Source organism: Herpetosiphon gulosus (genome assembly GCF_039545135.1).
Classification (GTDB): Bacteria; Chloroflexota; Chloroflexia; order Chloroflexales; family Herpetosiphonaceae; genus Herpetosiphon; species Herpetosiphon gulosus.
In genome coordinates, this window is record NZ_BAABRU010000034.1 from 19475 (window position 1) to 34375 (window position 14901).

8 protein-coding genes and 2 CRISPR repeat arrays (1 of these 10 running past the window's edge) are annotated in these 14901 nt (G+C 51.1%); all 8 genes read right to left on the minus strand.

What is annotated here, in order from left to right:
- Positions 1 to 1703: a CRISPR direct-repeat array (repeat unit 29 nt; unit sequence CGGTTCACCCCCACGCCTGTGGGGACAAT) (it extends 2167 nt beyond the left edge of the window).
- A gap of 16 nt (positions 1704 to 1719) precedes the next feature.
- Genes cas2e through cas3 form a run of 8 tightly spaced genes read right to left on the minus strand, consistent with a single transcriptional unit; the run spans position 1720 to position 10484 of the window.
- Positions 1720 to 1995 carry a type I-E CRISPR-associated endoribonuclease Cas2e gene (gene cas2e, locus ABEB26_RS24595; protein ID WP_345724738.1) on the minus strand — a complete coding sequence of 92 codons (276 nt, stop codon included), beginning with the start codon at positions 1993 to 1995 and terminating at the stop codon, positions 1720 to 1722.
- Positions 1992 to 2936 (minus strand): type I-E CRISPR-associated endonuclease Cas1e, encoded by a 945-nt coding sequence (gene cas1e, locus ABEB26_RS24600; RefSeq protein WP_345724739.1) that lies wholly within the window; start codon positions 2934 to 2936, stop codon positions 1992 to 1994. Before cas1e ends, cas2e begins: the two co-directional genes overlap by 4 nt.
- Positions 2933 to 3652: a type I-E CRISPR-associated protein Cas6/Cse3/CasE gene (gene cas6e / locus ABEB26_RS24605; RefSeq protein ID WP_345724740.1), complete on the minus strand. Its 720-nt coding sequence runs from the start codon at positions 3650 to 3652 to the stop codon at positions 2933 to 2935. The genes cas1e and cas6e overlap by 4 nt, the downstream gene beginning before the upstream one ends.
- A 2-nt stretch (positions 3653 to 3654) precedes the next feature.
- Positions 3655 to 4353 (minus strand): type I-E CRISPR-associated protein Cas5/CasD, encoded by a 699-nt coding sequence (cas5e, locus tag ABEB26_RS24610; RefSeq protein WP_345724741.1) that lies wholly within the window; start codon positions 4351 to 4353, stop codon positions 3655 to 3657.
- 1 nt (position 4354) lies between these two features.
- Positions 4355 to 5575 carry a type I-E CRISPR-associated protein Cas7/Cse4/CasC gene (gene cas7e, locus ABEB26_RS24615; protein ID WP_345724742.1) on the minus strand — a complete coding sequence of 407 codons (1221 nt, stop codon included), beginning with the start codon at positions 5573 to 5575 and terminating at the stop codon, positions 4355 to 4357.
- 27 nt (positions 5576 to 5602) lie between these two features.
- The gene (gene casB, locus ABEB26_RS24620) at positions 5603 to 6115 is read right to left on the minus strand and encodes a type I-E CRISPR-associated protein Cse2/CasB (RefSeq protein ID WP_345724743.1); all 513 of its coding nucleotides are present in this window, start codon (positions 6113 to 6115) and stop codon (positions 5603 to 5605) included.
- Complete coding sequence (gene casA, locus ABEB26_RS24625) at positions 6112 to 7713, minus strand: type I-E CRISPR-associated protein Cse1/CasA (RefSeq protein ID WP_345724744.1); 1602 nt, start codon at positions 7711 to 7713, stop codon at positions 6112 to 6114. Before casA ends, casB begins: the two co-directional genes overlap by 4 nt.
- A complete protein-coding gene (gene cas3, locus ABEB26_RS24630) occupies positions 7710 to 10484 on the minus strand; it encodes a CRISPR-associated helicase Cas3' (protein ID WP_345724745.1) in 2775 nt (924 codons plus the stop codon). Before cas3 ends, casA begins: the two co-directional genes overlap by 4 nt.
- Before the next feature lie 412 nt (positions 10485 to 10896).
- Positions 10897 to 14766: direct repeats of the CRISPR family, unit length 29 nt; unit sequence ATTGTCCCCACAGGCGTGGGGGTGAACCG.
- Positions 14767 to 14901 lie beyond the last annotated feature (135 nt).

The following is a 14901-nucleotide window of genomic DNA, read 5'->3' on the forward strand; positions in this document are numbered from 1 at the left end:
GGCCTAAATCGTCCGTTGGTGGGGTGGCGGTTCACCCCCACGCCTGTGGGGACAATGCTGGTGGTGACGCTGGTGCTGTTCAGGCATTCGGTTCACCCCCACGCCTGTGGGGACAATGGCCTTGACGTTGACGCTGATTTGTTGCGTGACGGTTCACCCCCACGCCTGTGGGGACAATTTCCCCATTCCACCGATATTGATAGACCGGAGCGGTTCACCCCCACGCCTGTGGGGACAATGACATTCGGGCAACGTGATAAATCCGCTTGGGCGGTTCACCCCCACGCCTGTGGGGACAATGAAACCAAGCAATCAACAGAAACTAAAGCACCTGGTTCACCCCCACGCCTGTGGGGACAATCCACCGCGCGTTTGGCAACCTCAAAACTATGGCGGTTCACCCCCACGCCTGTGGGGACAATAATCGCGTCTTGCTCGATCCAAAGCTCGATAACGGTTCACCCCCACGCCTGTGGGGACAATGACCATGTAACGGTCATCAAGCTTAGGTAGCACGGTTTACCCCCACGCCTGTGGGGACAATGCCATAAGCGGCTTGTTTCAAACACTGGTCGGCGGTTCACCCCCACGCCTGTGGGGACAATGTACCTGGGCAAGCTTGGCCTTCTCTGCGTCGCGGTTCACCCCCACGCCTGTGGGGACAATGGTTCAGCGGGTGCGTCGCTCGTCCTCTTTGCCGGTTCACCCCCACGCCTGTGGGGACAATCTGCTTAAAGGCGTTACATCGGCTTATAGTGACGGTTCACCCCCACGCCTGTGGGGACAATCGCATGCAGATGCGCGGCCTGGCCGATGAGGACGGTTCACCCCCACGCCTGTGGGGACAATTTGGCTAAATCGCAGCTTCCTGCTTTGACTCTCGGTTCACCCCCACGCCTGTGGGGACAATTTGTTATATAACCTGTCGTTTTCATCGTTTATCGGTTCACCCCCACGCCTGTGGGGACAATTTCTGTATCTGATTCTTCATCTAATAAGGATTCGGTTCACCCCCACGCCTGTGGGGACAATCAAGCCGGGCGCGATCATGCTGAAAATTTCCTCGGTTCACCCCCACGCCTGTGGGGACAATTTTGGCCGTTGCTTCCAACGCTCTTGGGCGGCCGGTTCACCCCCACGCCTGTGGGGACAATAGCCATACAAGCCCCGATCTAGACTCAGTAGGCGGTTCACCCCCACGCCTGTGGGGACAATTAACTACTACCAACCAAAATCTATAAAGCCATCGGTTCACCCCCACGCCTGTGGGGACAATACTGTTAGTAGGTAAAGATGCTAAGGGTACTACGGTTCACCCCCACGCCTGTGGGGACAATTACAGTAAACAAGCCCTTAGCTACATATTTTTCGGTTCACCCCCACGCCTGTGGGGACAATCTCTGAGCACTAACTACCGAAGCAAAAACAATCGGTTCACCCCCACGCCTGTGGGGACAATGCTCCATCGCTGCGATGGCGATATGCAGTACACGGTTCACCCCCACGCCTGTGGGGACAATTTTTTGCTATTGCTGAGTGGATATTAAATCGCCGGTTCACCCCCACGCCTGTGGGGACAATCTCAAGCGTGCCCTTCGCGCCGCTAAGGGGATCGGTTCACCCCCACGCCTGTGGGGACAATGGCCTAGTATGGTCATTTGGTGGGCCGACACTCGGTTCACCCCCACGCCTGTGGGGACAATACTGGAATATTTCCCTTTAGGAAGGGATCTGGATCAATTGTAACCCATCAAAGTCTCGGAGTCTACGGCTTGTTTTGCCACAAAATTCCATTGCAAAACCTTGTTCGGTATTTGTCTGATAAATTAGCACTCCTGCTCCAGAACGTACTGCGGTGGTAAGATAGTCCCAAACTAGTTTGCGCACCATTGCCGAGAGGGTTCCAACAAATACGCCCGCTTGAACTTCAAGCATCCAGCGCGAAAGTTCACCGCGTAGGCTAATTGAGACCCGCTCAAGGATAATAACCGTCATTCGCTTGCTCCTCCTTCCGCCCAATTTATTCCACCTTCAACGGCTTCATGTTCAGGGTCCCAGAGATCGCTCGGGGCTGCACTATCAACATCATAGAGCGAATTTGCAGGGACTACCCCAATATCAAGCACCTGATCAATATCGTTGATGATGGTTTTGAGCAAGCGTTGTTCTTTAAAGCGATCCCGTAAGGTTCTTCGTACCCGTGATTCCATCCCATCAAGACCTTCTTTGACTGCTTGGAAGGCTGCGGGAATGGTAATATTCGCTTTATACAAGTCGGCAATATCATAGACAAATGATAGGAGTTTACCAGTATGGATAAACCCAAGCCCGGTTGAGTAGCCCGCTGCGACAATCGCGGCATGGGAAATACCATATAAGCAGCTATTTGCCGCTGATAATGCTCGATTAATCGGATCAGCCGATTGCCAATCATCACGTTTATAGGTGCGTCCATGCCATTCGACACCCGTTTCACGACTGGCCTTGGCATAGGCCTCACGAACGCGGATACCTTCTTTCCCGCGAATTTGACGCAAATTCAGGTTTGCGTCAAGGGATTCTTGAAACCGAAAGCTATACATATTGCGCACAACCTTAAGCCGCAATCCTTCGTCAACATAGAGCCGCGTTTGATGTAATAGACGTTGTGCCGACCGCGTTTCACCCAATCCTTGGGCATACATGCGCACGCCACCTTCACCTGTCCATAAAACGCTGCAGCCATAATCGGTTAATGTTTTGATCGCAGCGTGGGTGATCGTTGTGCCTGGCCCAAGCAATAAGAGCGCGAGTGCCGCACAGGGTACTGCCGTTTTGCCATTCAAATCATGCAAGGCAATCGCTTTGCCATCCTGATCAATCCGACAGCGATCAACATATAAATACGACCAACTATCCCGCATTTTTGGCAGCATTTGGAGATTCATGCCGCTCATGAACGACTCCCGAGCGTAGCAATCGAGAGCAGGCCAAAACCATAGGCTTTGCCTTTGCCAATCCCGTGTTCGAGTGCCTGCCGAAACCGTGCAAGATCGGTGATGCGTAAAATACCTTCAAAGGTTGCCGCTCCAAATGTCAGACGATGTTCCTGATCGCGACCATGGCTAGTTGGTTGGGGTAGAATCTGAACTGCTGGGATGGTTGGTTGGTTGGGAGTTGGTTGGATTCGAAACCCATGATTGTTCGCTTGGCGCATAAGCCATTCCATTCGATCGTGATCTGTGCGCAAATCAACTTGTTTTTTTTGCCAACGTTCCGATTCATCTAGGTTACGCGCACTAATCCGCTTGGTTGGATTGGCACGTAAACGAAAAAAATAATCGGTTACTTGATCGAGATTTCCATATTCTTGATCAATGGTTCGCACTGCGGGATTCCCCCGTTCATCGGGAGCCGAACCCAGCCAGCCCGACGGAATGCGCGACCAATCTGGTAGGGTTGTCGATTGAACCAGTAAGCGGACTTGTTGCTGATCCGCCAGTACCGATTCGAGCCGAAAAAGCACGCCAAAGAATGCCCGTGCATGGTCAGTACCCGCAGGCAATTGTGGAAACCCACGCAAGGCCAGTGTATGCAGCGCATGACAATTGCTTAAGCGTGTTTGGACATCACGCTCAGTTGCATTCAATATAATGCGTGAAAGATACACCATTATTAACCCTCCAACGTATTAATCTCTGCTACGCCAGTTGCTATGCTAATGGTCTGAATAGTACGAGCTGCAAAACGGCGAGCCTTGGGATTCCAAATTTGATCGTATTGGCGATTTCCCTCATGTGGCAGGCATTCAACAATGCAACGAGCGTGTGGTTGGTTGTGATTGGGCCAACTGGAATGCTTGGCATCGCTCAATGCAGTTATAAGATCAGGATAATCGCCAACGCCGGCATAGACTGGTTCACTCGGGACACAGGCTTTGCGCCCTAAATAGATGGGGTAAATTGGATGTTGGACTGCCCAAGCTAGCTCCTCGATAAGCTCTGATTCACCTTGCAGGACAACCAAAAATGCGGCATCAACCAAATAATGGCGATAAGAAACATCTGTTTCACGTTTAATCTCGCCTTTAGCATTGAGCACACCGCTTGGTAAACCATCGGCTAGTTTTACCCCACCCGTTGTATGATAATCAATCAAACGTGTACCCTGCTGATCAACCCTTACTCCCATGCGTAACTTATCGGATAATGTTCGTAAGCGATCATCACGTCGATCAAGCCCAAGGGCGCAACCAATTAAGCCGATGACAGCAGATTTGGTTGGTTCGGCAGCCGTATCACGTTGCTCCCAGTGGGCACGTAAACCCCAGGCTTGGAACGGCGCTTTAAGCTGTAAAAAAAGGCTATTGATCATCCTAGACCTCGCGTTGTGGCAGCATCGTCCGCAACCAATTTCCGAGGCTACTCACCGTTTCAAAGGCTTGAATTGGTGTCGTTTCCAGTGCTGGAAGGGTAAAACAGGCCCGTTGCCCTTGGAGTTCATATTTGGTTTGAATTTGGTTGGCATAATATAAGAGGGCTTGAATTGACAAGGTTAACAGCGATTTTGGTTCTTGTGGCTGGGGAATATAGTGGTGGGCGCGATTCAGCTGGATGGGTTGGACAAACGCGTTGGCATAGCTGACGGGAATTGTTCGGTCAAGCACTTCGACTAGGATAAAATCGGCTAAATTATGGGCTGCAAAGCTATTTTGCTTGCCCGATGGAATTGCGGTCATCGCTGCCTGCAATAAGGCCAAGACCGCCTTCGTGGCCAATTCATAATCATTGTGCAGATTTTTAAGCAGGCCTTCCCAATGAATATTAATATATTTATAGTAGGTAGCACTATTGAAGGCAACTTCGCCAAGCATACCGGCCCCCGATTCGCCTGAGCGATCATCAACTGCAGTAAAAAAATCGTATTCTGTTTCAACTTTATGCGTCGAAAAGGCATGGGCAACCTGCACCGCTGCCTCAATATCCTTGAACGGACTTGAGGTGGTCATCCGACCAAACATCGCAATATCAACCGAATGTGGCTCAAACAAGCCACCTTTTTTCTTAATCTCAGCAATCAGATCATTACTGGTTAACCCTGCAAATCCAGTTGCACCCAGTTCGTAATATTTTTCGACTAACCATGAGCTAAGCCGCTCAACTTCGCCAGTCGAAAGGAACATCAATTGGGCGGTTTTATGGGCTTCATTCTTTTGGGTATCAGTACCCTTGCCCTTCTTGCCCTTAGGTTTTTCTTCGCCTTCGCTGCCGTCAGCCCCTGCTGATTTGGTCTCTTTTTTGCCAAGCGATTCAACAAACCGAACAATCTGCTGTTCGGCTTCAGCATCGACTTCATGGTGCTGTTGCAATGCTTGACGAACCCACTCGGGGAGTAACTGAGTGCGCGTAGCTAAAACATCAGCGCTAAAGGCCTCGCGAAATGGTTGATGCCAACGCATACTCCGTTTCTCAGCTTGGCTGGAGATTCGCGAACGCCGCACCCCACCAATGATCGTATCTTTGGGATCACCATTATCGTCGCGATTAAGATTCGATGGCGCATGGTTTTGAATTAAATGGAAGGCAATTAACATCATTCAACTCCTTAATTGATAGAGCGGTACTTATTTTTTGTAGTAGTGTTCGGCCCAGCGACGTTGGATATAACGATCCTGATGGTCCCACTTTTGGAGATCGTCGAGCAGTTGCGACCAATTAATCATAATTTGGCGTGATGCCAACAGGCGCACGATTTGGCGCAGGCGAAATGGCAATTGTTCGCGATCCGCATCGAGCAAAGCATTAAATCGTCGATCGAGGCTTCCGGTTTGATTGTTGCGCTGCTCGCGTTCTTTGCGTAAGGCCGCCCCAAAGCTTTCCTTAGGATTTAATGGTTGGGCCGCCCGAGACTCGTGCTGTTGCTCACGTGGTAGGCGTGTTCCAATTGAAAAGAGGGTGGCAACCAAAAAGTAATCATCATAGGCGTAATCGGGCACGCCATGAGGCAACATTCGAAAAAAAACATCGTAAACGTTGCGAGCCTCGCCATAACTCTGGCCAGCATTGCGTTTCAAACGTGCTCGTCCGCCAGCATCAAGTTGCCAGAGTTGGTTCATAAATTCGAGCGTGTAACTCATGGTTTGGCTCCTTGCCTTGGATTCACCAGCGTCACATAATATTTAGCTTGGAAGGCATTGCGGGCCTCGGTACTCCGTCGTAAGCAATCAGCTCGATCGCCCACTTGGGCTAATCCATAATCAAGTTGTTGGAGTGCAACAGCTCGGATTGTCTCGACCCAACGTTTTTGATGCACCTCTGGCTCTTGAACGGCGGCACTTTGCTCAACAAAGGCCAAAAAATGCTGACCAAGCTCATGCCAGTACCGCTCAAGCATCCGATCATGAATGGTTTGATAACGATGCCGCTTGCTATTTTGCGCTTGATCAAGATGTTGGAAAAACGATGTGCTGAGCAATTTGGCACAGATTGTTGCTTGATCGAGTGCTTCACGCACTGCTTGACGACCAACAGGATTTTCAAGCAATCTCGCTGGTACAGACAAGGCCTCATCCATCCATGCTAAAACCTTAGCTTTACCATCAGTTTTCATCCCAATACAACGAAACCAGATTGTTTGGCTAAAATCACTGTTATTGACCAACTCGCGGTATTGATCGACGACTGCGGGGATTTGGCGTACCCCATCAATCGGTTCATTCAAGAATAGGGTTGAATATTCGCGCCAAGCGGCCTTGCCAATACTCATATGCAGTGATTTATAGGTTTTATCGGCCCCGATGTAGTAACCAACAAAGGGATCTTGCCAGCGTTCACTAGCTTTGATTGGGTATGCACCAGGCTTCCAGTACATCTCACGAACAGCAAGTGCCGTAAACTCGCCGCAACGGCTACAATGATTATGATAGGTGATCGGAAAAAGCCGCACACGCCGAGCAGGAAAGAGTAGACTTTCGACGTAGCCGATCTGGTGCTGTTCTTTTTTCTCTTCAATTAGCCCATCGCCAGTCCATGGCGCAACTTGGGCACGACTTTGTGAAACCTGACGCGGCAGATGACTATGCTGATTGATCAAACTTAAACTAAGGCTTTCAAACAGGTTTTGGCCAATCGGAAAGGTATAAATTGGCGGGTCACCATTAATCGAAGCTCGCCAACCGCTACCACCATTTTGGGCAAAGGCTGGGTACATCGCCAAACCTGCAGTACAACAGGCGGGGCACAGATAAAAATCATCGTTGAGCACATGCTTAAACAAGGCTCGATTGGTTTCCGACGGAATCTCAGGAAAGAGATAAGCAATCGTTTTGATTGGCAAACTTGTGGCTGCTGATTTCTTAGCCTTGGCCACAGGTGCAGGTGGTAAATGGGCATTAATCGCCACATCGCTGGTCTGAAGAAACGGCAGTGCTGGGTCGAAAATATCAAAGCGGGTGGCATAGTGTTGAGCAAATGGATCGAGCTGTTTACGATCAAACGCTCCTCGTTCGATAAGCTCGATCACGTCGGCCAATTCTTGGGGTTGGTGGATAAAGTGCAGAATGGCGATTAATAACCGATTGGTTGCTCCAACGACTAACGGTGAATCATCAATCAAGCTATACAACTCGTGTGCCTTAGTTAGAACCTGTTCGATACTGAGTAGGGCGCTTTCGCCATTAAGCCGCTGACACCGAATCCATGGCTCTGACCAACAATTAAATGTAAAGGTAGTCATTCACGCTCACCTCCTTGATAATCAATGACCAAACCCAAATCAGGATCAAGCCGCACACTCGGATCAATCAAGGCTTGTCCATTTGGATGCAGGAATAACGGAATAAGATATTTGATGCTGACTGGCAGCTTCTTCCAGGGCCAGCGTTGATTGCGTAATCGCGTGAGGAGCCAAGCAGGGTGACTGAGTGGAATCGCATGATTAAGCAGATCACGCTGTGCCGCAAGGGTTAACCCTTCATCAGCTGTATGCTGAATTCGCTGGACTCCGGCTGAATCAAGGGCATAGTTTTGATTGGGCAAACAAAACAGGGGCACAACCGTAATCCGATCGCCGAGGCGCGTTTGAGCTGCAAGCCAACCTTGTACAGCCTGAGCATGATCCTCGTCGGCAGTAAAAAGCGTGAGATTAGCAACACTAATCGGATCGCGTCCATGCGGTGGTGGAATCAACCGCACACGGGCAGTATCATTCATCATCGTTTGATTACGCTGAAGATCGTTCCAAGCGGTTTGCAGATAGGGCGCAGGCGGATTTGGGGTAGGTGGGCTTGCAGAATACACTGCTTCGATCAAACGGCGATAATCTTGAGGCAGTTGAATGAACTGCGGTTGCTCGAGTGCTTGCAAGCAATGCCAGGTTTGATACAAAATATAGGCTGCGTAAATACGTTGCCAAGCGTATATTGCTGGCAACCCTTGTTGATCCCATGGATGATAAATGGTTAAGCATGCCTGCTGATGTGCTGGTCGTCGTTGGCGTTGGTGGCGTTGCAAGCGTCCAGCTCGTTGTAATAACAGGTCGATCGGCGCGAGGTCGCTAATCATCACATCAACATCGTAATCGAGACTTTGTTCAAGCACTTGCGTCCCAATAATGATAATCCGATCGGTTGGATTGCGTGGATGATTGCCTAAAAGCTGCTGAACCTGTTGCTCGCGAGCTTGGCGTTGAATTTGGGGCATGCGTGCATGGAGTAATCCATGAGCTGTAAGTGTGTGACAATCGGGATGTTGCATGAGTGCAGCATATAGGGCTTGAGCATCCGCCACACGATTACAAATCCAAGCAACAGCCCCCCCATCACTAATACAATCGAACAAATATTGAACTTTTGCTTGAAGTGTCGAAGTATGCAACCACGCAAGCTTGATCTGCTGATGCGGTCGAAAGGCAGCAAACTCAAGCGTTTGAATACTTGTTGCAGCGACATGGGTTAATAAGGGATAGGCAGCGGAAGACGTTGTTGCTGGCTGATCTGCGTTTTTGGTTAATCCAGCCTGAAATGCCGCGATTAAGGCGTTGCGGCGTTGAGCTGGCAAGGTTGCCGAAAGCAAAATTACTGATGAACCAAGCACTGCAAGCCATTGTAGGGTATGTTCAAGAATTGTATTCATATAGGTGTCATAGGCATGCACCTCATCGAGCATCACCACCTTTCCGGCCAAGCTAAATAAGCGGAGCATATAATGGCGGGTATTCAACCCAGCCAACTCAACTTGATCGACAGTTCCAACCCCAAAAGGCGCTAACAATGCCCGTTTGGATGAACTAAACCATGTCAGCATATGTTCGCTACTTGGCAGGACATCGCTGGTTTGCTGTGCATCACTATCGATATAGCGATCTGCATCGAGCACTAGCTGGCGCAGATCATCTTCGACTAAACGGGCTTGACCATGTACTAGCTTGACCATGCCCTGATCGCCATAGAGCCGTTGATAGAGCTGACTCATACGGACAAACATATGATTGCTGGTAGCGATTGTGGGGAGCGCCACAAAAATTTCATCGGAGCCAGTAGCTTTCGCGATGCGTTGAGCCAGCGTTTGGGCAGCTTCAGTTTTTCCTTCGCCAGTGGGAGCCTCGATCAAAAATAAACTTGGCAACATAGTCGCGTCGAGGGTCAAATTATCAACAATCTGTTGAATGGGGCGCAATGTTTCGGCACAATCAGGAAATAAACTTGCACAATTAACCTCGTGGTCAAGCGTTCTTCGTGGGATAAACCCAATCTGTGGTGGTAATTCGAATAGGTAACTTTCACTGGTAGCATAATATTCTTGGAGTGAGGCTGTACAATTCGCTGGAAAAAAAGACGCGTTCGAGCCAATCCAATCAGCGAGCGTCATCAAACCAACCAATCCGATAGTTGCAGCGCGGATGCTTTGCGGTTGGCCAATCTCGGCGAGTGTATAATTGGGTGCAGCGAAATAGCGGTGTAAAATGCTATACCCTTGTTTACGAATTGGGTTCCAATGAACTGGCTCCCCAATCGCTGTTAATGCATCGCGCACAATCCCTAATTCCTTCGAGAATTGCCCATGATGACCATTGATGGCATCGCGAAGAATATGGATAAATCTGCGTGAGACACCTGGCTCAAGCTCGCCCAAATGATCAGCAATAAACACCGCACCAACTAAAGTGTGGGGTAAGCGGGGTGTTGAAGGCAGCGGTGGCAGGAAAAAGCCGTGTTGGGCAAGCCGTTGCGCATGGGTTCGTGTTAGGTGAGTCGTTTGTTGGCCTTGAAATGGAGCCGAGAGCTTCCCAATATCATGGAGAGCTACTAAAAATGGCAGCCATTCATATAGAGCGGCGAAATGACATCCCTGCCATGTATGTTCGAGAGTCGAGCGAATACGGGGCGTTGTGCCAGAGGCTAATAATAAACGTGTCACATGGCCGACATCGATCATGTGATAGATTGCAGGATGAAAATGATCAGTAGTCGTTGTTTTTCCCCATAGCTCCTTGATTTGGTCCTCCATAGTAGCCATCCTTATGTGGGGTGATTTATATGCCAAGAGTGGTGATCGATTGGATGTTGTGGTGTGGATTGTTTACAACCATAATTCTTCTGAGAGTATACGGGTTCATATATATCCTGTCAAGAGATTGTAGATAAATCAATGACCATTGCAACTTTCAGTATAATAGGAATATCCTCACACTGGTGGGGGTGACCCGAATTAGGGTCGTAAACATTCAGAATATTTATACTACGTCCTCACATAGGTGAGGGTATTACAAACGTTCCAGTTATTAGCTCCCAATCAAATGTTGTGCTGAGTATAACCTTGAATCTAGTTCACAAATGTGCTAATACCAAAAGTCATACCAAAGATACTTCAATAGGGTATAATAAGCAGGAAAGTGCTTATTAGAGCGCTTCGTTCCAGTATTGTCCCCACAGGCGTGGGGGTGAACCGACGATGCCATGGCCGCGCTTGGTTCCGAGCGGATTGTCCCCACAGGCGTGGGGGTGAACCGGCTAAAGGCGATGATGTGATTGTTACGATCACATTGTCCCCACAGGCGTGGGGGTGAACCGCTGCCAGCGATTCGTCAAGGCAAATTCAACGCATTGTCCCCACAGGCGTGGGGGTGAACCGGCATCACCAAAAACGCACCGCTGCAATGCACATTGTCCCCACAGGCGTGGGGGTGAACCGTGCTATGTGCGTGTTAGGCGCTCAAGGCACGCATTGTCCCCACAGGCGTGGGGGTGAACCGTCGAGACGATGACGCAACTCAGCCAACAAACCATTGTCCCCACAGGCGTGGGGGTGAACCGCCTGAATCTTGGCTTGATCGTAAGACTAATACATTGTCCCCACAGGCGTGGGGGTGAACCGACAATCATCGGCGAATGCATGCCCGTATTCGTATTGTCCCCACAGGCGTGGGGGTGAACCGCGGGCCTTGGTGATTTCGCTCTGCGCATCGCCATTGTCCCCACAGGCGTGGGGGTGAACCGTCGTCACACACGCCAACGGGAGCCGTGCCAGCATTGTCCCCACAGGCGTGGGGGTGAACCGTTAGCCAGGTGTTCTTGTTTGTTGGCCAATTGATTGTCCCCACAGGCGTGGGGGTGAACCGCCAGTTGAAAACGTGGCTAGATTTTGAGCGCTATTGTCCCCACAGGCGTGGGGGTGAACCGCGCCACCATGCGCGAATCAATTTCTTGGATAAATTGTCCCCACAGGCGTGGGGGTGAACCGTAGGCAATAGCAAATGGCTTGCCATCGTTAATATTGTCCCCACAGGCGTGGGGGTGAACCGTACAAGAAATGCGACAGCCGATCATTCAAGAAATTGTCCCCACAGGCGTGGGGGTGAACCGACAGTTAACAAATATCTTAGAGGTAACTTACCATTGTCCCCACAGGCGTGGGGGTGAACCGATGCTAAGAAACTACATGATCTCTTAACTAAGATTGTCCCCACAGGCGTGGGGGTGAACCGAAACTGATTGGACTGAAGATAGTTTATCTATTATTGTCCCCACAGGCGTGGGGGTGAACCGCAAGATTTTAAATGGACATTTTATAGCGGGGCATTGTCCCCACAGGCGTGGGGGTGAACCGATAGGATTGCGTAACCACTCTTGAGAGCGGATATTGTCCCCACAGGCGTGGGGGTGAACCGCCCGTGGTGTCATTGCTCGCCGTGGTGGTGATATTGTCCCCACAGGCGTGGGGGTGAACCGCGCGTTGCTGTTGCCCGTGCTGTGTTAATCGCATTGTCCCCACAGGCGTGGGGGTGAACCGAAATGTGTTCAGGTTGTGGGTTGCTTGATTAAATTGTCCCCACAGGCGTGGGGGTGAACCGTTATCGGAACAATGGGGGATTGAGCATGAGATATTGTCCCCACAGGCGTGGGGGTGAACCGTATATTCCCCCTCTCCCAAATCAAAGGAAAAAATTGTCCCCACAGGCGTGGGGGTGAACCTGCACCAGCCTCATGATCACCATCGGCCGCAGCATTGTCCCCACAGGCGTGGGGGTGAACCGTCTGCTGAGCAAGGTTGGTCAACAATCATCGGATTGTCCCCACAGGCGTGGGGGTGAACCGACGACTTGCCCATTCTCGCCGTTCATCAAATAATTGTCCCCACAGGCGTGGGGGTGAACCGCGACCAGACCTACTTAGGCTTTTTGATCAGCGATTGTCCCCACAGGCGTGGGGGTGAACCGCATTGATCAATGAGCTGAGCACGAAATACACATTGTCCCCACAGGCGTGGGGGTGAACCGGGATCGCCTGACCTTTACGCAGCTATATTATAATTGTCCCCACAGGCGTGGGGGTGAACCGTACATGTCCTGCGTCACTTCCTCTCTTAATTCATTGTCCCCACAGGCGTGGGGGTGAACCGAAAGTGCGCAGCGGCGAGATTAGCAAGCGTAAATTGTCCCCACAGGCGTGGGGGTGAACCGACCAAGAAAACTATGTAGAACTACTAAAAGATATTGTCCCCACAGGCGTGGGGGTGAACCGACCAAGAAAACTATGTAGAACTACTAAAAGATATTGTCCCCACAGGCGTGGGGGTGAACCGGCGGCGATGATTATGAATCAGAAAACGCCGAGATTGTCCCCACAGGCGTGGGGGTGAACCGCCCTACATCGGGCGGCGCGATTCGGTTTATACATTGTCCCCACAGGCGTGGGGGTGAACCGTGTGGGATATGTGGGATAACTTGCAACCAGTTATTGTCCCCACAGGCGTGGGGGTGAACCGGCTGGCTCTGGCGTGGCATTGGTAGTGGCCAAATTGTCCCCACAGGCGTGGGGGTGAACCGAAAGAGGACAATCTACACCGATAACAGGACAAATTGTCCCCACAGGCGTGGGGGTGAACCGTCAAAAGTATTTCCCCCCCTCTCCCCCAGCTTATTGTCCCCACAGGCGTGGGGGTGAACCGTTAAAGGCCATCATATGGCCAGCCGTGGTAGCATTGTCCCCACAGGCGTGGGGGTGAACCGTTGATACTGACATTTGGGCTTCTATTCAGTTTATTGTCCCCACAGGCGTGGGGGTGAACCGCCAAGCTATTATACTCAGCTTGGTTTTTTCCAATTGTCCCCACAGGCGTGGGGGTGAACCGACACCGAAAAAGACATCTTCAACGGTGTTATCATTGTCCCCACAGGCGTGGGGGTGAACCGCGTGCTCCTCGTGCTCGGCCTTCTATTTCTGTATTGTCCCCACAGGCGTGGGGGTGAACCGTAGGTTTTATGGTTATTGGTGTTGTTGGTCCCATTGTCCCCACAGGCGTGGGGGTGAACCGCTCGTTCTAGTGAGATTGTTAAACGTGCATCTATTGTCCCCACAGGCGTGGGGGTGAACCGGAGATTAGATCGATTGCCGCCAAGCCGCTTATATTGTCCCCACAGGCGTGGGGGTGAACCGCGTTTCTCTTATCCATTCTGCTATATCTGCTAATTGTCCCCACAGGCGTGGGGGTGAACCGCCATGAGAGCGAAAAACGAATACTAGCCTAAAATTGTCCCCACAGGCGTGGGGGTGAACCGGACGTGGAAAATCGATCATGGCGATGTCAGTTATTGTCCCCACAGGCGTGGGGGTGAACCGGTTAAGTAGGTATGGCACTCGAACGAATCAATATTGTCCCCACAGGCGTGGGGGTGAACCGCCACGATATACGTAAACATTGGCTTCACCTTGATTGTCCCCACAGGCGTGGGGGTGAACCGCGACCAATCGATCACATTCCATGCGCAGTAGTATTGTCCCCACAGGCGTGGGGGTGAACCGTCTTGGGTTGGATCAACGTGACCCAGCCGCTTATTGTCCCCACAGGCGTGGGGGTGAACCGACGCAAGCCAACCTTGCGACCTTCACGAGCCAATTGTCCCCACAGGCGTGGGGGTGAACCGCCACAAAGTAACAAATCGACCACGACAATTTTATTGTCCCCACAGGCGTGGGGGTGAACCGGTCGAGACGATGGCGCAACTCAGCCAACAAACATTGTCCCCACAGGCGTGGGGGTGAACCGGGTGATAGTCAGGGTGTCATGGGTAATTTGCAATTGTCCCCACAGGCGTGGGGGTGAACCGCTCATTTAGTTTGGCCATCGCCGAGGACGAACATTGTCCCCACAGGCGTGGGGGTGAACCGGTCTGCTACCACGGTATCAGCCATAGTATTAAATTGTCCCCACAGGCGTGGGGGTGAACCGCGTTGCATGCTGCTGGCTACCACTCGGACGCGATTGTCCCCACAGGCGTGGGGGTGAACCGGTATTGATTGTCAATCGTCGCCCGATAGTGCTCTGTGATCGTTAGCAATACTGCCCAACCAGATTCTCGGCAATGCTGCTCACCTGGTTCTCGCCATTGACCCGGTTTTCTGACCAGCCCATTGCTGATCAGCCC